At 41.8% G+C, this 19,121-nt stretch carries 28 protein-coding genes; all 28 read right to left on the bottom strand.

The features are described 5' to 3' along the window. On the bottom strand, positions 1 to 191 hold a 191-nt coding region (locus ACWIT3_RS08060; protein WP_457162216.1), incomplete at its 3' end, for a hypothetical protein. After that, the gene (locus ACWIT3_RS08055) at positions 184 to 615 is read right to left on the bottom strand and encodes a phage tail protein (protein ID WP_457162215.1); all 432 of its coding nucleotides are present in this window, start codon (positions 613 to 615) and stop codon (positions 184 to 186) included. The genes ACWIT3_RS08060 and ACWIT3_RS08055, both read right to left, overlap by 8 nt. Further along, the gene (locus ACWIT3_RS08050) at positions 612 to 3,938 is read right to left on the bottom strand and encodes a tape measure protein (protein WP_457162214.1); all 3,327 of its coding nucleotides are present in this window, start codon (positions 3,936 to 3,938) and stop codon (positions 612 to 614) included. Before ACWIT3_RS08050 ends, ACWIT3_RS08055 begins: the two co-directional genes overlap by 4 nt. A 375-nt stretch (positions 3,939 to 4,313) precedes the next feature. Further along, entirely contained in the window at positions 4,314 to 4,541 is a 228-nt protein-coding gene (locus tag ACWIT3_RS08045) for a phage tail assembly protein T (protein ID WP_457162227.1), read from the bottom strand. A gap of 68 nt (positions 4,542 to 4,609) precedes the next feature. After that, positions 4,610 to 4,996 (bottom strand): hypothetical protein, encoded by a 387-nt coding sequence (locus ACWIT3_RS08040; RefSeq protein ID WP_457162213.1) that lies wholly within the window; start codon positions 4,994 to 4,996, stop codon positions 4,610 to 4,612. A 52-nt stretch (positions 4,997 to 5,048) separates the two neighbouring features. Then, the gene (locus ACWIT3_RS08035) at positions 5,049 to 5,702 is read right to left on the bottom strand and encodes a hypothetical protein (protein WP_457162212.1); all 654 of its coding nucleotides are present in this window, start codon (positions 5,700 to 5,702) and stop codon (positions 5,049 to 5,051) included. Beyond that, the gene (locus tag ACWIT3_RS08030; protein ID WP_457162211.1) at positions 5,702 to 6,052 is read right to left on the bottom strand and encodes a DUF3168 domain-containing protein; all 351 of its coding nucleotides are present in this window, start codon (positions 6,050 to 6,052) and stop codon (positions 5,702 to 5,704) included. Before ACWIT3_RS08030 ends, ACWIT3_RS08035 begins: the two co-directional genes overlap by 1 nt. Beyond that, on the bottom strand, positions 6,049 to 6,531 hold the full coding sequence (locus tag ACWIT3_RS08025) for an HK97-gp10 family putative phage morphogenesis protein (RefSeq protein WP_457162210.1): 483 nt from the start codon (positions 6,529 to 6,531) through the stop codon (positions 6,049 to 6,051). The genes ACWIT3_RS08030 and ACWIT3_RS08025 overlap by 4 nt, the downstream gene beginning before the upstream one ends. Next, positions 6,524 to 6,847 (bottom strand): phage head closure protein, encoded by a 324-nt coding sequence (locus ACWIT3_RS08020; protein WP_457162209.1) that lies wholly within the window; start codon positions 6,845 to 6,847, stop codon positions 6,524 to 6,526. The genes ACWIT3_RS08025 and ACWIT3_RS08020 overlap by 8 nt, the downstream gene beginning before the upstream one ends. Positions 6,848 to 6,849: 2 nt before the next feature. Next, positions 6,850 to 7,182 (bottom strand): head-tail connector protein, encoded by a 333-nt coding sequence (locus ACWIT3_RS08015; RefSeq protein ID WP_457162208.1) that lies wholly within the window; start codon positions 7,180 to 7,182, stop codon positions 6,850 to 6,852. Between the two features lie 45 nt (positions 7,183 to 7,227). Then, entirely contained in the window at positions 7,228 to 8,436 is a 1,209-nt protein-coding gene (locus tag ACWIT3_RS08010) for a phage major capsid protein (RefSeq protein ID WP_457162207.1), read from the bottom strand. Positions 8,437 to 8,501: 65 nt separating this feature from the next. Next, positions 8,502 to 9,107: an HK97 family phage prohead protease gene (locus ACWIT3_RS08005; RefSeq protein WP_457162206.1), complete on the bottom strand. Its 606-nt coding sequence runs from the start codon at positions 9,105 to 9,107 to the stop codon at positions 8,502 to 8,504. Beyond that, the gene (locus ACWIT3_RS08000) at positions 9,100 to 10,323 is read right to left on the bottom strand and encodes a phage portal protein (RefSeq protein ID WP_457162205.1); all 1,224 of its coding nucleotides are present in this window, start codon (positions 10,321 to 10,323) and stop codon (positions 9,100 to 9,102) included. Before ACWIT3_RS08000 ends, ACWIT3_RS08005 begins: the two co-directional genes overlap by 8 nt. Then, on the bottom strand, positions 10,320 to 10,472 hold the full coding sequence (locus ACWIT3_RS07995; RefSeq protein ID WP_457162204.1) for a hypothetical protein: 153 nt from the start codon (positions 10,470 to 10,472) through the stop codon (positions 10,320 to 10,322). The genes ACWIT3_RS08000 and ACWIT3_RS07995 overlap by 4 nt, the downstream gene beginning before the upstream one ends. Further along, a complete protein-coding gene (locus ACWIT3_RS07990; RefSeq protein WP_457162203.1) occupies positions 10,469 to 12,178 on the bottom strand; it encodes a terminase large subunit in 1,710 nt (569 codons plus the stop codon). The genes ACWIT3_RS07995 and ACWIT3_RS07990 overlap by 4 nt, the downstream gene beginning before the upstream one ends. Next, positions 12,175 to 12,657 (bottom strand): phage terminase small subunit P27 family, encoded by a 483-nt coding sequence (locus tag ACWIT3_RS07985; protein WP_457162202.1) that lies wholly within the window; start codon positions 12,655 to 12,657, stop codon positions 12,175 to 12,177. The genes ACWIT3_RS07990 and ACWIT3_RS07985 overlap by 4 nt, the downstream gene beginning before the upstream one ends. Positions 12,658 to 12,774: 117 nt before the next feature. Continuing rightward, on the bottom strand, positions 12,775 to 12,954 hold the full coding sequence (locus ACWIT3_RS07980; RefSeq protein WP_457162201.1) for an HNH endonuclease: 180 nt from the start codon (positions 12,952 to 12,954) through the stop codon (positions 12,775 to 12,777). A gap of 183 nt (positions 12,955 to 13,137) precedes the next feature. Further along, positions 13,138 to 13,419, bottom strand: coding sequence for an Rz1-like lysis system protein LysC (lysC, locus tag ACWIT3_RS07975; protein ID WP_457162200.1), 282 nt, complete (start codon positions 13,417 to 13,419; stop codon positions 13,138 to 13,140). After that, positions 13,325 to 13,648 (bottom strand): DUF2570 family protein, encoded by a 324-nt coding sequence (locus ACWIT3_RS07970; RefSeq protein WP_457162199.1) that lies wholly within the window; start codon positions 13,646 to 13,648, stop codon positions 13,325 to 13,327. The genes lysC and ACWIT3_RS07970 overlap by 95 nt, the downstream gene beginning before the upstream one ends. A gap of 2 nt (positions 13,649 to 13,650) precedes the next feature. Then, complete coding sequence (locus ACWIT3_RS07965; protein ID WP_457162198.1) at positions 13,651 to 14,235, bottom strand: glycoside hydrolase family 19 protein; 585 nt, start codon at positions 14,233 to 14,235, stop codon at positions 13,651 to 13,653. After that, positions 14,207 to 14,572 carry a phage holin, lambda family gene (locus ACWIT3_RS07960; RefSeq protein WP_046339058.1) on the bottom strand — a complete coding sequence of 122 codons (366 nt, stop codon included), beginning with the start codon at positions 14,570 to 14,572 and terminating at the stop codon, positions 14,207 to 14,209. The genes ACWIT3_RS07965 and ACWIT3_RS07960 overlap by 29 nt, the downstream gene beginning before the upstream one ends. Positions 14,573 to 14,724: 152 nt before the next feature. Further along, positions 14,725 to 15,111, bottom strand: a complete 387-nt coding sequence (locus ACWIT3_RS07955; protein ID WP_457162197.1) for an antiterminator Q family protein — start codon at positions 15,109 to 15,111, stop codon at positions 14,725 to 14,727. Then, positions 15,098 to 15,472 (bottom strand): RusA family crossover junction endodeoxyribonuclease, encoded by a 375-nt coding sequence (locus ACWIT3_RS07950; protein ID WP_046339056.1) that lies wholly within the window; start codon positions 15,470 to 15,472, stop codon positions 15,098 to 15,100. Before ACWIT3_RS07950 ends, ACWIT3_RS07955 begins: the two co-directional genes overlap by 14 nt. Then, positions 15,472 to 16,452 carry a DUF968 domain-containing protein gene (locus ACWIT3_RS07945; RefSeq protein WP_457162196.1) on the bottom strand — a complete coding sequence of 327 codons (981 nt, stop codon included), beginning with the start codon at positions 16,450 to 16,452 and terminating at the stop codon, positions 15,472 to 15,474. Before ACWIT3_RS07945 ends, ACWIT3_RS07950 begins: the two co-directional genes overlap by 1 nt. Further along, positions 16,449 to 16,985, bottom strand: a complete 537-nt coding sequence (locus ACWIT3_RS07940) for a phage N-6-adenine-methyltransferase (protein ID WP_457162226.1) — start codon at positions 16,983 to 16,985, stop codon at positions 16,449 to 16,451. Before ACWIT3_RS07940 ends, ACWIT3_RS07945 begins: the two co-directional genes overlap by 4 nt. An 8-nt stretch (positions 16,986 to 16,993) precedes the next feature. Next, complete coding sequence (locus ACWIT3_RS07935; RefSeq protein ID WP_457162195.1) at positions 16,994 to 18,064, bottom strand: conserved phage C-terminal domain-containing protein; 1,071 nt, start codon at positions 18,062 to 18,064, stop codon at positions 16,994 to 16,996. Continuing rightward, positions 18,061 to 18,828 (bottom strand): Rha family transcriptional regulator, encoded by a 768-nt coding sequence (locus ACWIT3_RS07930; protein WP_457162194.1) that lies wholly within the window; start codon positions 18,826 to 18,828, stop codon positions 18,061 to 18,063. Before ACWIT3_RS07930 ends, ACWIT3_RS07935 begins: the two co-directional genes overlap by 4 nt. Before the next feature lie 55 nt (positions 18,829 to 18,883). Continuing rightward, positions 18,884 to 19,072 carry a Cro/CI family transcriptional regulator gene (locus ACWIT3_RS07925; protein WP_457162193.1) on the bottom strand — a complete coding sequence of 63 codons (189 nt, stop codon included), beginning with the start codon at positions 19,070 to 19,072 and terminating at the stop codon, positions 18,884 to 18,886. Positions 19,073 to 19,121: the final 49 nt, after the last annotated feature.

Raw genomic sequence — 19,121 nt, 5'->3', positions numbered from 1 at the left:
TCGATTCCGTTTAGACCGGGATCGCCTTGTGCTCCCGGCGCTCCATCTTGCCCCGGCGGTCCCGGTGGGCCGGCGGTAAGGCTAATTTCTTGGATTCTTTGCTCAAGCTCATTTGTTTTTCGCAAAATACTACGCACTTTCTCACTCACAGCGTGAGCGAAGTCTGCTAATCGTTGATTTAAACTAGCCATCAATTTGCTCCAATTTACTATTAAAGATTGCGACTAAATCAATAACATCATCAAGATTATTTAATTGATTAGATGAAGAAGTGTCATCGATTTTCTCTGCTACTTCTTTAAATTCGCAAGAAAATTCAGAATATTTTTTACCGATCACAACCGGCCACTTACCGCAAACAACCTTTTTTTTCTGCTTAGTAAGCGGATCGATAAAGTAAAACGGCGTTACTCCGCCGTGTTTACGCAAAAATTCATCTACTTGATTTGCTTCTTCATTTTTAACTTTCACAACAACAGAAATCATTCTAAGCATATTATTAATGCCGGCTTTCTGTCGTTGTGTGTAGCCGTCTCCAAAATCTCGTTCATAGACCTTAGGCGCGTTGTCAACGCTCATCTCCGGTCTAACGCACCATTTAAACTCTTCTGTCATTGAGAAAATACCCCACCCGGTCTAAGATTTTCTTGAATAGCTTCGTTTGCTTCATTTCGAGCAATATCTCGCACAAGTTCGATCGTGATTTCAAGCTGTCCGTCTTTTTGCTGTGAGCTCACTTTCGCTTTTGCTGGCTCACCGTTATTAATCACATTCACTGAGATTCCCGGTGCGCTTGCTTGAATCGAAGAAGTCGGCAATCTCGGAATAGATACGCCACCACCATTTGAGAATCCTTTTTTCCCGTAATTCAGGAAATTGAGATAACCCAAGCCAAGTCTAGCAGTAGCTTCTTTCGTGATTACATACTCACCCTTGTGAACAATCCCCGCCGGCTGATACTTGCCGCCGTCGCCTGTATAACCACCGCTGGAAAAGCTCATTGTTACACTTTGGATAGTAGACACAATATTTGCAGTTTCAGCTGCAACTTTAGCATAAGCGGCAAGGTTAGCTGGATAGGGCAGTTTAGATGCTTCTGAGAATGCAAGCTGAATATTAACTAAAGATTGTGCAACAGCAAAAGCTTTACTTACTGCGAACATTGCCTTATATGCTGCAGATTGCTTCCCTTGTGCGTTTGCCATTACATTTGCCATCGTATCAAATGCTGATGACATAAGAGAGGCTGACTGCGCATAGTAGTCCATTTCTTTATTTTTGCGCTCTTGATCATAACGGTCTTTAATTTCTTGAATCCGTGCTTGATGTTCTTCCTCTAAACCCTCTTTATTCGCATAGAACGCATTAATCAACGCAATTTCTTCCGCTTGTTTATTCGCTAAATCTTGGTTTGGATCAAATTGTCCTCTTAACTTAGCAAGGGGATCGACAGCATTTTGTGATACACCTTGCGCATAGTTTAAAGTCGCGGCGTCTACTGCACGTTGTGCTTGTTGGAGTGTTAATTCGTTTGCTTGTTGAAGTTCGCGAATGACTGCTATATCTTCTTCAAGTTTCGCTTTTAACCCAACCTCCGGCGCATACTGCGAAGCGAGATCAAGGCGTTGCTTGTTGAATTTCTGCGTGATAGCAAGTCGCGCAGATTCGTATTCTTCGTGCGACACAACGCCTTTTTGTCTGTGCTCTGCAAGTCGTTTGAACATTCGTTCTTCTTCAATGCCGATCGCTTTCAACGTGCTGCCGCTTTTTTCTCTTAGATCGTCATAGAATTTTAAGAAGTTCTCGCGACTGTTTTCACTCTTCCCGCCACCACTGCTTTTTAGATTCGTCTCAATTGTCTGCGTTTGCGTTTCGACATTGAATAACTTGTCTAGCTGCTTGCCCATGTCGAGCATTGTCTGCAGTTGTTGCGCTGATAGATTAATTGCCGCCGCTGCGCTTTGGGCTGCTGCGACATCACCACGCGCGATAGCGTTAAGCACTTCTGAGTATTCGCTACCTGTTACAGTGAGCGTTTCGTAAAGCCCAGAAAGGATAAACGATGCTTTCGCGTGACCCTGACTTTTCAAAGTCAAGACTTCTAAACGCTGTTGCATCGTCTGTGATTTTTCGTTGAGCTTTTTCTGCGCTTTAGCAAGATCAAGCACTTTATCGCTTGCGTTACCTGCACCCTCCGTAACAGAATCCAGAACCGACGGGACGCCAGCCAGAATCCACTCTGTTTCGCTTGATTCAATGCCGAGCAAGCGGAATTTTTCGCGAACATCATCTAGCGACTTACCGCTTGACAACATCGCTTGAGCAAGTGAGGTCAATCTGTTTTCTAAAACAGAAAATTCAATATTTGAGTTTTCTTTTAAAACTGTGAGTTGTGTCGTTAAGTCGTGAATCTCTTTTTGTACGCTATCCGGAACATCTAAGCCCGCGAGATTCCATTCGTTTTTTAACGTCTCGATATTAACGATTAGCTTTTGAATCTGACTGTCGATATTAGCTAACTCGTCTTGCTGTTCAGTGACTTTAATTGATAAAGTCGCTGCACTTAATCCCTCGTAGCTTTCCTTGAGTTTCTGATTCGCGCTTGCTGTATCGAGCGCTTTTTGTCGTGCTGATTCTGCTTGCGACGTGAAATACAATAATGCGCCACCAGCGATCACTGCTGCACCGACTGGACCGCCAAGTAGCGTCATCACGCTAGATAAACCGCGCGCCGCGACTGCTGCAAGATTGTTCGCCGCTGCTAAATTCTGTTTTGCTGTAACTTCAGCTTGAGAAAGTGCGATGATCTGTGCTGTCTGCGCTTTCATGCGTTCACGCAACGCAAAGCGCGTTTGCTCTGATTGCGCTAATTTATATTGAGCAACTAAGCTCGCCATTTCGACTTGTGCAGCAGTTCTTAACGCTGTCGCTTTTACCGCGATTGCTTGCGCTTCTCTTGTGTGAGCGAGTGTATTTTTCGCACTTGTGATTCCAGTTTTTAGCAATTCGTGAGAGTATTTGCTCAAGTGACCAATCGCTAACGCACCGGCAAATAACGTCGCAACTTCAATTAAATCACCGAGATTATCTGCGACATACTCAACACTCTGCGCGAGCTTTTGAGTAACGCCGTAAGCGCTGTCAGCCTCACCGACGAATTTCACAAAAGATGTTTCTAGGTTAGTGAAAGACATTGAAAGCGTTTTAACTCGCTTTTCAAAGTCTGTATCAACTTGATCTTTTGCTTTTTGAAGCGCTTTTACAACTTTTCCGATTTGTAACTCGCCGTTTTTGCCCATTTCTTTGAGCTGTCCGACTGTTACCCCGAGCCCGTCTGCAATTGCTTGCGCAAGCGCCGGCGTTTGTTCCATTACTGAGTTTAGCTCTGCGCCGCGAAGCTCGCCACTTGCCATCGCTTGCCCGAATTGCATCAAAGCAGCTTCAGCAGAAGCCGCACTTGCACCCGACATTGCAACTGCTTTTGATACTGTCTCTGTTAATTCAGCCACTTCTGCTTGACTGATTTTCAAAACACCAGCATTTTTCGCAAAGCGCTGATAAACTTCAGCTGTTGCGCTTACCGCTTGATTCGTGCGTAGTGAAATATCAAAAACAGTCTGTGTAGATGCGCTAAGTTGATTTTGCCCATCTGTAACTAAACGTAACCTGTTTTGCAGTTCTGTATAACTATCCGCATACCTCATCGTCATAGAGGTAGCAGCAGAAAACTTGGAAGAAGAAAATAATAACGCACCAAAACCAGTAGCTAAGTTGCTGGCTTTATTCAGACTCTCTACATTTTTTTCAATATTTTTTAATGCAGCCTGCGTATTTTTTGAAAACTGCTGAGCATGTCTTTGCGCTTTGATTAAATTATCGTTAAATTTCACTGAATTAAGCGCTAATTCAATATTTAAACTACCTAACCCTCCAGCCATAGATTACTCCCATAAAAAAAGCCCGCAGTTACGCGAGCTTTTAGTATTTCTTATTTTAACTAACTTTTTATACCTGAATATATTCCAGATATAACTGGAATCACTAGGAGAATAACAATCCCCCAATTGAAAATTGATGGAAATATAAAAAATAGCGAAAATATCCCCAATGAGATTGCAATAACAGAAAATAAAAGGATAAATAAATACTTAACTGTTAATGAAGTGCTTACTACAAGATGATTGAATGTGCCTTTCATAACTCCTCCTATTTACTATATTTATGCCTAAAATATATCAAAATAAGTCTATTTTTTCAACATGTCTGTTTTATAGAATATATAAAACTATAAAATATTTTAGATTAGCTTAAAATTATCGATTTGCTAAAAATGTCGCACTTCCGTCATCTTCAACTTCTTCAGCTTTAGATTCTTTGTAAAACGGCATAAACTCGGTTAAATCTGGCGCTTTCGATTTCGGATCTCGATTGATTAAAGCAAGCAAATGAGATATTTGCGCAGTGCGATAATCTTCGCGCCACAAGCCGAACGGCTGTTCGTTGTAGAATAACTGGTATTCTTCAAAATGCCGCTCCGGTATTGATTCTATTTCTTCTAACGTCTTACCCAGCGCAAGCGATAAAGTTATTTGAAACTTGCGCCGGTTCGTTAGTTTTTTACTTCAGATTCCGTCACTGCAGCACTTAATTGCTCAAACACTTCTTTGTCAAGCTGAGAAAGTGCGATTAAATCTTCTTCGTTTTCTGCATCAAAAAGATTATTTCCGTTTTCATCACACAAACGAGTTGCTAAAGTGCGAGATAAAGTGTGTGGATCGTAGATTCGTGTGAGTTGTTTTGCGAGATCTTCTGGATTATCGAAGTTAAGTTCAATTCCCTGATCTTTCGCTAGCGCAATGAGTCGTTGCTGCTGTCCGTAAAGCTGCTTATTGACTTCACCGACATTTAACTCGCGAAGATAATAATCATCGCCGTTAATTTCGATTTTTTTTAGACGTGGTTTGTTTTTAAGAAGTGATTCGCGCGTGCCTTTCATTCATTTTTCCTTATTCAGACAAAAAAAGCCCTCACTTGAGGGCTGTTTATAGTTAAGCCACTGGCAATAAGTAGTCGCGTTTAGACTGCTTGATCGTAATTCCCGATTCAAACTTGCCTTTTACCTCACCACTAATATTAGCGCCGGTTTGAATGAATCCAGTGCCGTAAAGTGAGCCTTGATTCTCTTTGAATACAATCAAGTACGGGAACGTTTCTTTGCCGTAGAACTTCTTACGCAGATCGGCTTGCATTGCAGTAGCCGGCGCGAAGTAGAAACTTAACTTCATAGAACCGAACTCAATGTCGCCCGGCTCTGTTTCCGTTCCCTCGCTACACATCGTAGTCACATCTTCTTCTGTGAGCGTTGCGCCGTCGTTTTCAATATTCTTGATTGCGCAGAAGTTAGAAGACCACTTCACGCGCTCCGCTTTCGCTGACGTATAGCTCGCTGGAATATCAACACCAGACCAGTCAACTTCATCTGCTAGTGTTACAGTATTTCCTGAAACTTCTTTAACCGGATAATAGCCATCAATCGCTCCAAGTCCGGACAATTTAAGACAATCGCCCTTCTTGAATCCGCTTGTATTAATCGTTAAAGTTGGTGCTTTTTGCGCAGTGATCGCTGTGATTGATTTATGTTCTTCAACACCAATTCCGAGATAGAACTTAGTGCCTTGAAACGGGGTTGTTTTTGTTGCCATTAGATAGAATCTCCGTGAGCAATCTGAAAAGAAAAAACCCGACGATGTAGTTTTTCGTCGGGTTCGTAGTCGGTGTGATCGTTTATTCGTTCGCAGTAGTCGAACTTCGCTTGAAGTGCTGAAATGACTTGCTGTCGCAGTTTGAAAATATCGTCTGGATTCGTGCTATAAACGTCGATTTGAACAAGAAAATCATCAAGATCGCCGTCTTCAAGCGCTGAATTTGGGCTGATATCTGGGAACTGATAAACGATTACGGGAAATTTTTTATTTGTTTCTGGAACGAATCCATAAAAACAAAGCCCTCCCACCAGCGGTGAAAGGGCTTGATAAATTTTTGTCTGAATCATCTATTGCCTTCTTTGACGATCTCCTTGTGTAGCGTTTCGATGATAGCTTTCGCGGCTTGATTCTTTGATTGCTGGAAAGCCGGTCTTAGAAATGGTCGAGCCGGCATTTTTGACGTGCCGAACTCTAAGAATCGCCAATAAAACGGATCTTTCGGATTGTAAGCCCCCGCTTTTCCTGTTTTATCTTTGAATTTTAAGACTTGCTTTGTAGAAAGACCTTTGACCCAGATGTAAGTGTTAGTTTTGCCACCGCGACTTACTTTTGTTCGAGCCGAAATAGCCTTTTTTAACGTCCCCGCCCCTCTGTGCGGCACGTTCTCTTTTAGAACTGGCGCATTTTGTCGTGCTTTATCACGCACGATTGCGCCGCCCTTGCGCATTGCTTTCACTGCTATGCGATTACTCGTTTTTCTTCCGAGATTCTGCATCGCTTGTTGAAGTTCGCTCAAGCCGTTCACTTTCACTGTTACGTTAGCCATCGATCCGCTCTTTACACATCAGCTGCAAGTAAATATTTTGCTCATTTGCGTTAATAACAGACACAATTTCAAAGAATCGCTCACCAAATTTCACTCGCATTGTCGGCAGAATCTCCGGCAGATAACGAATAAAAATTTGAGTTGTGACTTCTGATTGAACTTGTTGAGCTGAGAAATACTCGCGACCGGCAAGCGGTCTGACTTCAGCCCAAATCGTCTTTACATCGTGCCATTCAGTCACGCTTGCGCCGTACTCGTTGAGCGTATTTACCTGTTTTTGAAGTGTGATTCTGTGTCGAAGTTTGCCGATGTTCATCTCTACCCCCACACTGGAATCGGTAGAATCTTATATCGACTTATGATCATTTCCACCGTCGGTGGCAGCTGGAACTGCGGCGCTGCGTGCGCTTCATTCCAGCCACCGCGATTCTCGAAAAGGTAAGCAATAAGCATAAGAATCGCTACTTTTAAGTCGCCATTAAGCTCCAGCGCGTTTGCTGGTGGACTGTCCGGCAACTTATCAAATAGCTTGCAGTTAGTTACATTCTCAACAATCGATTTAGCAGAAATAAGATACTGTTCAAGCAAATCATCTGATTCATCGCCGTCGATTCGACACTGGCTTTTAATTTCTTCAAGTGTGATTTCCATTTGACCCCCTTAAAATTAAGGGCGTTAAATAACACCCTGAATCCATTACTTACCAGTTAACGCTTTGATAGCAGAAGTATCTTCAAGCACACAGTCGAAGCGGTGGAACGCTAAGAATCCAACCTGATCGAACTCGGCGTAACGCTCTACTAAGCGTTTTAATGTCATATAAGAGACGCGGCGAACGATGAATCGGCTGAAATCGCCGAAGTAAGCGAATTTCTTACCATTGCCAATATCTTCAACAGATTGATCGATAGCGTATTGATAGCCGAGAATCGTTTCTGGCGCATGACCGGCAATGCCCGGCAACCACAACGGGCGATTCTGTGCATCAACTTGCTCTTTCAATGCTTTCAATGTTTTGTCATTGAAAAGCAAGCGACAACTTGCAGTGTTGCGATAAGCTGGATCAACTGAGTGAATCAATGCAAGTAGATCTTTCCAATCCGTTTTGCTAGCCGCTGCCGCTTGAGTTGTGCCAGTAACGCTAGTTTCTAAGCCCTTCGGCTGTGCTGGCGAGCCTACGCCAGTGCCTTTCACTAAGTATTTAGCTTCAGCGCGACCGATTCGCTCTGCGATACGTCGAGAAAGAAACGCTTCAATGTCAATTGCGCTATCTTGTAATAGCTCGTTAGACACACGAATCACTTTAGAAGATAGTTTTTTCGCGCCAAGCTCCGCTGCTCCGAACGTTACATCTTGTTCTGTTGCAGCAGTGTTTTCACCGACTAACTCGCCTTCTTCAGTCGTACCATCTGACGTACTCCACGCTAGAGGCTTACCGTCGGAAGTAGTGATGATCTGACTGATTGAAGCAAGTCCACCAAATGCTTTCATTTGTTCCACAACTTTATTTTGGAACTCTTTCGGCACTGTGTAACCACCTTTCTCCCCAGTAGATACACCTTGAGCGCGCATTTCTTGCAACAATTTTTGCTCTTCAATCGTAGCTTCATTGAATCCGCGACGAATCAAAGCATTGAAAGCGCGTTGTTGTAACTGCTCTTTTGTCAGATTAGATTCATTACCGCGTTGCTCTGGCTCTTGTTCATTGACAAAAGAGTTGTCTAGTGCGCGTAAATTTTCTTCGCGCTGGATATGCGAATCCAATCCATCTAACTCAGATTGCATTGCATCCCATTTGCCGCGTTGTTCGTCAGTCCAAATATTTTCACCGATTTGATCGTGAAGTTGGCGCATTTGAACTGCGATGTTGCGGCGTTTTTGTTGTAGCTCGTGAAGTTTAGCCATTATTTTTATCCTCTTTGAAAATAAAAAAGCCACCCAAAAGGTGGCTTATATTGTTGAAACTTTTACTATTTTTTACCCGAAATAAGCGCTAAAAAACGCTCTCGCGCAGCTTTTTGATGAATTGCTTTCTTGATATCGCCAGAATTGCGCGCCTCTTTCCACGCTTCAAATGATCGCGCAGTGCTTGTTGCTTCTTTGTATGCCGGATATGTAACCGGACTTACATCACAAAGCTTCGAGATCTTGTGAATCTCGCGAATCACGACACCTTCTTCATTTTCATACCAATCATCGCCGTTCCGGGCGACAACGAAAGCGAAAGAAGATTGTGTAATATCACCGCGCAACAACGGCGCAATCACTAAATCTCTGATTGTCTGCGTTTCCGGCGCGATGATTTCATATCGCAAGCCTTTGTCATCAACGATTAGCGATAAAGTGCCGGACTTAGAACGACCAAGAATAAAATTCTGGTCGTGGTTAAACAGCGCGCGCACATCATCATCTAGCACATCGTCGAAAGCACCCGGTTTAATGATTTCACGAAATCCCCACATCGGCTCAGACTGTGAATCAAAAACCGAGCCATAACCGACGATCTTTGTCGGTTCGCTTTCTCTGTTTTCTGCTCGCACTTCTCCGAAATACGAGCGCTTTTCAATGTCAGTCATTTTCATTCTCCACTGATTCTGCTTCTTTTGAATTGACTTGTTGTGCGGCATTCACGCTTACAAGATATTCATCAAGTCCATCGACTGGATTCATATCTTCAAATGCTCGCACTTCATTTCTACTCATCCAGCCATCAGTGATAGCAAAATGATAGAATTGCGCTCGCTCTTGCGCTGTTCCGCGCATAATTCCGCCAAGATTAAACTTGACGTAATACCCCGCTTTGCGTTCTGCTTCTGTGAACACTTTGCGATTAATCTCTTGCTCCCAGTTCACAATCCAAGGCATCAGGCTATAACGAATAAATTGAATCGTCTGCTCTGAGATATTAGAAAATGTCGCGCGCTCTAAATCGTTAATCATATGCGCCGGAACGTTGAAGATCCCCGCAATTTCTGAACGATTTAACTTCATCATTGCTAAAAGCTCAGTATCAACTGGCGACACTGTTAATGCTTGATAGTCAAGCTCTGCCGGCAATAGAATCGTCTTATTTTCTTTATTTTTTAACTCTCGCTGAGCGTTACGCCACATTTGCGATAAGCTATCCCAAGCGACTTTGTTAAGACTTGATTTAACGCTAACAATGCCCGCCGGACGTGCGTTTCCGCCAAAAAACGAACCGGCAAACTCTTTCGCATCAATTCCAAGTCCGATTGTTTCTGCGTGTTGCTGAATTGGCGATTTTCCCGTTTTAATCGACGGACCAAGTGCTTTAATGTGAATCATATCGTCAGGATTCACCGCAATCGCGCCATCATCGCCGTGGTACGCATACACATAGCGACTGGCATTTTTAGCGAGATTCACTTGCCAAGGCTCTAGTGTTTCAAGTGATTTAACTTCACCGCGCTTGTTTCTCACGATGTTTAAATAAGAATTTCCGTACAAAAGCACCGCACTTTGATTGTATTCGCGCATTTTGTACGACGTTTGCCAAAAATTGGGATTGTCGTGTAAGAGATAGTAAAGCGGATGATCTTTTGCTTGCTCTACGTTCTTGCCACTTTTACGCATAACGTGAAGTGGTAACTGAGCGATCGCACTAGAAAGCACATAAACGCACGAGTAAACAGCACTTAACTTCATTGCCATATCTGCGCTTATTGATTTTGTCGCGCCACCACCAAAAAGATCCTCAAGTGCGCCCTCTGAGCTTAGCGGGACACTTGGATTCTCGAGTGAGCGCTTCTGAAACATTCTTTCGAAAATCATTTACTCCCCCGGGCGGACATTAGCGCATAGAATAATAAAAGTGCGCCAACAATTATTTGTGTTGTTGCTGTGCCGAAGTGCTGATAAACACCAGCGCACAATACGCCGATCCCAATCATCCCGATCACATCGTTTAAAATTGTTCTCATAGTGTTAAAAGCTCCTCTGGATTCGGGAAGAATCCATCATCTTCGTTAAGCATAATTCGCCCAATCGCCATCATTAGCGCGACTGCGCCGTCGATTTTGTTTTCTGCGACTTCTTTAACTGGCCGCATAATATCGTCATTTCCCGCGCCGTATTTTGCGACTACGTTCCCGATACACCACGTCATTATTGGATTGCCATCGTGGTGGAATCGCCCAGATTCAATCGCTGCCTCAAGTTCTTTCATTGGATCAGAAAGATTTGTGTAGTTTTGCGTGATTGTTATCGGATTCAAGCCTTCATCATCAAGTTCGTGGCTAATTGCGATTGCGCCGTGCGGGTCAATTGGACAACTTATGACTTTATGCTCTTTGTTAATATCTTTGATACTTTCTAAGATTTCACGATAGTCAACCTCTGCGCCGTCGGTAGCGGTTAAATGACCGCTTACAACCCACTTTTGATACTTGTCTACAACTCTTTTTAGCGCAGTGTCAGTGCTGAAAATCGTATCTTCTGGAACGAAAAATTCAGGCGCGATGCAGTAGTAGTGGCGCTTCCCATCAATGAATCGCGTGAACACTTTTACAAGCGAGTTCATATCGAGCTTTCTTGCCATATCTAAGCCAACAGTAACATCATCACCGTAGAAGTCCTCAAGACTTAAACTTTCATCTTTGCAGTTATCCCAGCTCACCATATTGAAAAAGGATTCTTTTGCTGACACCCACACATTCAAGTGTTTTGTCTTGAATTTGTTAGTAAATCGCGGATTGTTGATTGCTTGTTTTTGCTGGCTAATTAAGTAGTCGCCGTAAACCGACACATCAAAGTTCGGGTTTGCTTTTCGTAAAACATCAGGATCCGTCCAATCGTCGCCATCATCTATTGTGTAGATTAGCCCGAAAAGCTCGTCATTATCGACCGTGCCATTCAGCATCTCGATCACTTCTCGGCGCTTGTCGTAACAAGGCCCTTCGATGTTGTAGCCGGCAGTCGTGATAATCCACATTAGCGGCTGCTTGCGTGCACCCATACCAGTTAGCATTGTTGTGTATAGCTCGTCGTCTTTATGCTCGTGATACTCATCGACAATCGCACAACTCGGCGATGAACCATCGCCCGGATTCCCAATCAGTGGTTCAAAGCGAGAACCGTCACTTGGTCGATTCAGGTTTGAAGCGTTCACTTCAATGCCGAACGTCGAACATAAAAGATCCGTTTTTTTACACATCAATCGCGCCGGACGGAACACTTCCCACGCTTGCTTTTCTGTTGTTGCGCCAGAATAGACTTCTGCGCCGAACTCACCGTCAACGCAAAACATATACAATCCGACACCAGCAGAAATAGCCGACTTTCCATTTTTACGCGGGATCTCTGTGTAAACTTCACGAAAACGACGTAAACCCGAACCCTTGCGAATCCAGCCAAACGCATTGGCAACGGCGAATAGTTGCCACGGTTCAAGCGTGATATTTTGCCGTTTAAGCGCCCATTCACCCTTTGTATGCGGTAAATACTGAATGAACTTACAAGCACGCTCTGCTAGCTTTTCATCGAACTTGAAAGAAAACTCTTTATCTTTCTGTTTCTTCAAGTCGTCCAAGTGGCGCTGACAAGCCTTGATCACTAATCGACAAGCGGGAATCTTTCCACTAACAACATCTTTTGCGTACTTATTCGCTTTTTTAACGTTATCCGTCATTGCAACAACTCCGCAAATGGATTCACCGGCTGATTATCGGCTTTACCAATCAATCTCGAACGACTAGATGGATCTAATCCAAGCAATGCACCGAATTTAGCCATATCTGCGGTGGATTCTTTCAATGTTGTATAAGCTGGATTGCGCTTTAATCCCGTGTCTGTTTCTATAATGCTGCCGTATTTTTCAATATCGGCATTCGCTCTTTTCCGATTCTGATAAGCAATGCAGTAGTTAGCGACCGTTTCTAAGTCTGTTTTCAGAATAATTCCTTGTGGACACAATTCTTTCAAAACAAACTGCCACATAATCACGCCGTCATCATTAAGATCGTCCGGCGGTGGCGTATCTGCGCTTAACTCGCTAAATGCTGGCTCTGAATCATTTAATTTTCGCTTTCCGGGATTGCCTTGCCGTTTTTTAACGGCAGTAGGTTTAGGCTTGCGCCCACGCCCCGGAACTAGTGCTTTTCCTGACATTTGGCGCTTACCTCAAAATTTTAATTTCGCGGTTGTAAAAATTGAGTTGAAGGGGCGGTTTCTAAAGCAAAAAGTTGTAGAGATTTAGCCTCCCCCTCCCCATATTAATTTGATTCACTAATTGAATCTTTCTTGAGCTGTTTTTGTTTTATGACATTTATCACAAAGACTTTGTAAGTTAGATAGACTATCTGTGCCGTTGTGTGCCTTTGCTATGATGTGATCGACTGTTGTTGCAGTGGTGTATAAACCTTTCTTCAAGCAGTGCTGACATAGATATTTATCACGTTCTAACACAATCAGCCTTAACTTGCGCCACTGTGATCCATATCCTCGCTGGCTTGCCGTCTTGCCGCGCTGGTGTCTCTGCCATCCGCACCCTTGGTGCGATTCACAATATCCACTGCTATGCGTTGTAGTTTTATTGCACCCTTGCTTTCTACAAGCCTTTTTGATTCTTGCCGGCATTAAGCTATTCCGTTATTTGTTAGTGTTCTCGACTTGCCACTCTCTAATCTTATCAATGCGATTAAGACACACATCACGCTCACGTTTAAGAATGACGGCATACTTTGAAACGTCACCATAAGTATTGCCATTAAACCCAGTCTTATCCAAATGCGCTAATAGTGCTGCTGGAATTGCAGGGCATGCTTGCGCTACTGGTTTACTGGCGCAAGAACTCAATAACGCTACGAGGAGCGTTAGCATTATAAGCTTTAGCACTTCTTTCTTGTTCTGAAATACTTTCAATAGCTTCATCTGATTTAATCCTTGCTTCTGATTCCAACCGACTAATTTCAAGCGTTAGCTTTTGATTGATTTGTTCTTGCTCTTTCAATTGCTTGATTGATTCGCTTTGATTATTAATCATCTGTGCTTGTTCTTTTGTCTTATCTTCAAGACTAACAATCGAGTAATACTGAAAGAAAATAATTGCACCGAGAAAAGCGATGATTGCAATGTATGCCTTATTTATGAACGAAAACATAATTACACCATTAATCGTCTATATAAGCTCACGCGTTCTGCTAAGCCATTAGAGCCACCATTAATTCTGAGCGTGACTTTACTAACTGAATTAAGACTAGACAGATCGTTAGCAAGCCAAAACCAAACCGCTGCTTTCACAGCAAGATCTAGGTTTGTTGCAATATCTCTTGGTTCAATATCACGTCCAAGCCATTTCTTAAAAGCAGTGTGATTATTTTTTCCAGTGAGCTGAATAGCACCAACACCACGATAGCGCCAACCATCGCCACTTGCCTCGCTACCATTTCCCATTCGTGCGGCATAAACTCTATTTGCAATCATTTCTGGCTTGCGTGCATATTGTCTAGCCGCTCTTTCATTGAAGTACTTTGGAAACACACGCAATAACGCTTGCTCGGAGTAGTTTAGATTTTCAGAAAATATAGAAAAACCTGCACTCTCGTGACCACATTGAGCAATAAACATCGCTTGTTGCTCTTTAGTGAAACAACAGGCTTTCTCAATATTTTCTACAATAACTTGATAGATTCCACGTCTTGCGCGAGGAAAAACTCTATTAAAAGTCGTTTCGGTTATATGAATCATTTTTATCAATCCTTTTATTGATAAATTTAAACAAAAATTCTCTTAGCCGTTCAGTTCCAATAAACCCAATCATCACACCGACGAAATAAGAAGCGCGCTCTGATTCAACGTGAAAGAAAAATTGTAAAAACGGTTGAGCAAGTGGTTCTGCAGTAACTGCTATTAATGCACAAATCATGGAATCTAGCACTGTGTAACGGATCATTGGTTTTTTTCTTACGAAGAAAGCGCGAAGAATAACCGCAATAATTGCTGATCCAGCAGTTGTTAGTGTGTTTGCGTTCAACTGCAACCAAACTAAAATCATCGCCCAAATATCAGGTGTTTTTTCTGGCATAGCGTTTCATTTTGCCTTATTTCAAGTAATAAAAAACCCCGTCCATTTCTAGACAGGGTGTTGGTAAAAATCAATATGTAGTGTTGTAATTACAATTACACCACCATATATAGTATGCTAGATTTTTTTGCGGCAAAAATCAAGCATAATTTTCAAGCAATAAGAAAACTTAATGTAGCCATTGTTTTTCTATTTTGAATGATCTGTCCGAGTACAATTAATTCTGCTGTTTCTAACCAATCCCTAATTGTTCTTTCCGCTCTATCATTTTCTTTAGAAATAACAGCAAGTGGAACTTGATAAACATAAACCGCCACCAGCAGTTCTCTATATTCTTCATTTACGCAAGCTAGGTTTGAAACGAATTGATCTAAAATCATTCCTTGTGCATCGTTACATCGACTAGAACAATATGCAATTTTATTGCGTTGATACATCAGCGGAGCGGCAGAAGGATATTCAGTGCCAAAACGGACATTCCCCCAATGCCCCCATTTCCTAAGCATTTTTTTAACATCACTCCGATTAATAGTTGTCATCTTTCCACTCTCCGATATGCACTTTCACTAAGCCATTTTTCACGACTTTACGTCTTACAATTCGCAATTCATCAATAATACTATCGTCCACCAGCACACCTGCTTTCACTAATGAATCAAGTAATGCTTTGAATAAATTATCAAGATCACGCTCTCTTTTGTCCGGCATAAATGCTTCAATAAACACACAAGCACGTTTATCTTCTGGAAATTTTTTACCACGCACCAACCAAGCAACATCACGCGAATACTTACGCCCTTTTTCGCTAATTTTTGTGCTATTCCCAACACGTCGCCAATACGTGTTCACCGTTGGTGGAAAGGGAAGCTCTAAAATTAATTGATAATCGACAACAGCCACTAAGACACCTCTAATGCGCCAATTTTGATTGAGTGTAAAAAGAATTTATGCCAAAGCTCGACTTGTGAACCGTATTTACGCTCGAACTCTTTTACATTTTTATGAAGTTCATTGTGATGAATACGGCAAAGTGGAATACAGTCCATATCATCTGCTTTACTTCCCATTATTCCACCACCTTGATTGATTAAATGATGTGGATCATCTGCTTGTTTACCGCAACATACACACGGTTGCGATTTAACCCAACGTAACCACTTTTCAGAACGAATGTATTTCGGTTTTGGTGATCGCATATATTGTGCTGGTGGATCATCTTCTGCTTTTAAAGAAAGCACTGTGTTTCTTAACTTAGAAATATACTGTTCAGAGTTTATTGATGACCTGATTCCTTTTTCACTGAAAAGAGGTGGAAGTTTAAAGAATTTTCGAATTAAATCTTCTTGCATTGAAATGTCGTTCTTACAAGCGTATAAGACTATATCTGAAATTGTGATTTCTCTTGAATGACCTAGATCTTGATTGATTTTACTAATAAGAAACTTCTTAATGTTTTCTTCTAAAACTGACCACACTTTCTTCTCATCAATCTTACCTGCACGTAATTCGTTATCGTGGTGCCAACAAGTTTTTATAAAACCATTCTCAAACTTCGATACTGTTAACTCGTGGTGACAATAGATATTGTCTGAAAGTTGGCATTGCTGAATGTTTGAAACAAACTCGAATAATTGATTTTCTTTTACAATTTTTTCTCTTAATGTCGGACTACAAAGAAATTGATCAACAAGTTTATTTAGCTTTGGCTCTTCATTGAATCCATCCCAGTCCACCACCCCTGACGCTCTGTTTTCAAATCCTGCCGGTGGTGGACATAACAGCACTCTATTTTTAAGAATGCCACTATCTGTTTTCGGTAAGCGAAAAAAAACGATATTTAAGTCATGTTGAATGTACGGCGTTAACAACAAACATCTCATTCTGAATGACCCCATTCTTTGATGAATTTCAAAGATACTTGACGAGTAACAAAACCTTGCATTGTTGGATCAAACACAGCCACCATTGAACCTTTATTATTGCCTTTTACTTCTTCGCCACTAACAGGGTGTAAGAAGTTAATGCGACCGCCCACAATGTCGATCACTTCGGTGGCGTTATCCTGAATCACCTGATACCACTTTGTAGATTTATCAGCTGGTAATAACATCACAACTGTTGCGCCTAACTCTTTAGCGCACCATACTGCCTTTTCTACAAATGGTAATGGGTTGCTGTATGGTGGGTTGATAAAGATTGATTTAGGTCTGAACACATAACCATAATCTGGGACATCAAAATTATTCGGGTTATAAGTTAAAAATCCACCCTCGCCATCATCGAAAAGATAACTTTCACAAAGCTTGTTCTCTGAATCAGCACAAGCATCTAAATCAAAATTGAATCGTTTATTTAACCAATTAAAAACATAACGTGGTGTGCGGTAATTATCTTTGTTAAATTGAATTTTCATTTCTGACATTATGCGGATCCTTTCAATAATTCTGGTGCTCTCAAATCATCACGGCTTGCTAGCGTTTTAATTTCTTCCGCAATAATTCGATCTATTTGATATTCAAGAGGGCGTTTTGCTTTTGTGTTCACTACTGCCCAGTACAAGATCTTGTTGCGCTTGATTGAAAAATCTAACTCATTAAAACAATTCGTCCGTGATAGATAACGGTTAAACCAAGTTTTGACTTCTTCAACCACTGGTAGTGGATTTTGTTTTACTGAACCATCAGCAAAAACCCACTCACCGTTGATGTTTTGCGGTCTGCCTTGATCGTGCCAACGTGCTGACATCGTGACATATTCCGAGAATTTAGTTGGGCGGAATAGCGTACTTGGGCGTAGGTAATCTGACATTTTAGGATCACGACCCCATTTAGCGACCAAGTAATCAATCATGCGAATGCATTCATCAAACGTGAAGTCTTTCAAGCGTGCTTTGATTGCTGCTTTCACATCTTTGGTTATTCTAAAGCCCATCGGTTCTCGTTCGCCCATTTCTTCAGCCAGCTTAGCTCTTGCCGCATTCAAATGATTCAAAACCAAAACTTCAGGCAACGGTGAATCCCCTTGGGGGGAAGTAGGGGGGTTATTGATCTTAGTATTATTTATATTTATATATTTATCTGTCGGATTTTTTTCCGAGTTTTCTCGGATTTTTTTCCGAGTTTTCTCGGTATTAAATCCGTCGCTCTGATTTTTTTCCGACTGTCGGATCGGTGGGGTGTCTGTGTATTCATTCCACGTTTTACCCTTGTCGGTTAACATGAATAAATCTTTATTGCCGAACTTCTCACGCTTGATAAGCCCTTTTTCTTCAAGCACTTTTAAATTCTTGTAAACCGTGTCATCTTTTCTGAATTGAAGCGGTAGCTCTTGCATGATTTTCTCACGTGATACCCAGTAATAGATTTCACTATTAATGCTAATTGGTTCAGCCCATGACGACGCTTGATTAAGAAGATCGAACAACGCACCTTGTGTTTGATTAATTCCCCACTCAATACAGCGAACGTTGTTTATGACAGTTGTAAATCTCATAATCCTACCGCCTTATTTTGCGTAAATTCGCCGTTCCAATTTTGCTTCATCGGCAACTCACCTTTTACATACCACTCATACAACTTAGCTGCGCCTTTCTGCAGTAGCACTGGCTTATACGCAAGAATTGGATCTCTACCGTGAGCTTTGATCTCTGTGTTTTCTTCTGTTAAGTAACGATCTCGTGCATAAGAAGCTACACGTTTAGAACTGCGATCTTGATAAAGCCATTTTCTACTAACTAAAAAATCTCCCACTTTTAACGAATTGACACCGTTCAAGCCTTTTACAAACTCAAACGGTGAAATACCACTACGGAAGTAACTATTCATTGATTCAATCGCAGTGGCTTGCTGTTTATTCTCAATTCTTAGCACTTCTTCACGCTCTACACTTTCTGCAAGCTCACGTAATGCCGCAGCATAGTTTTGTGGTAAAAGTGCGGTCGGCTTTTGTTGTTTTTCTTCCAACTCTTGCCAGCGGTCCACTAGCCGTGCAGTAAATTCAGGGCAAAGCTGAGCAACGATGATGTAAGAATCACGCTTGCCAATGTGATAAACTGAATCAGTTCGTGGACGCCCCAACATATCGGCAATTGGTTCATCCACCAATGGTGGACGGACAATAACACCGCGCAAAACAAGTCTATCAATAGTTCTTTTAACAGAATCATGTCGAGCTTCTACAAGATCAGCAATCTCACGACTTGTCATCGTGAGAGTTGCTTTTTCATTTGAAATATTTAATAATTGCTTTTGATTCATTTACTTTACTTCCTGTGAAGTGGATTACTAGTCACTTGTTCGCGCAAGTGACTTTTTATTTGCCTTTTTTCTGATAAAGAGTGCTATCTACAACCAGCGCTCTATTTGTGATCTCTTGTAATTTGTAAGCATTCTTTTCGGGAATTACCTCCCCCCACTGTGAAATAGCTGGAACGCTGATATTTAATGCTTTTGCTAATTTCGCCATTGTTCCGAAGTACTTAATGACATCTTCTTTTAACATATACTCCCCTCATTAATTTAAGATAACTTAAATATATAATTAAAGACTA

The sequence above is a fragment of the Pasteurella sp. P03HT genome (assembly GCF_054052285.1).
This window is presented reverse-complemented; position numbering and strand designations above follow the sequence as displayed.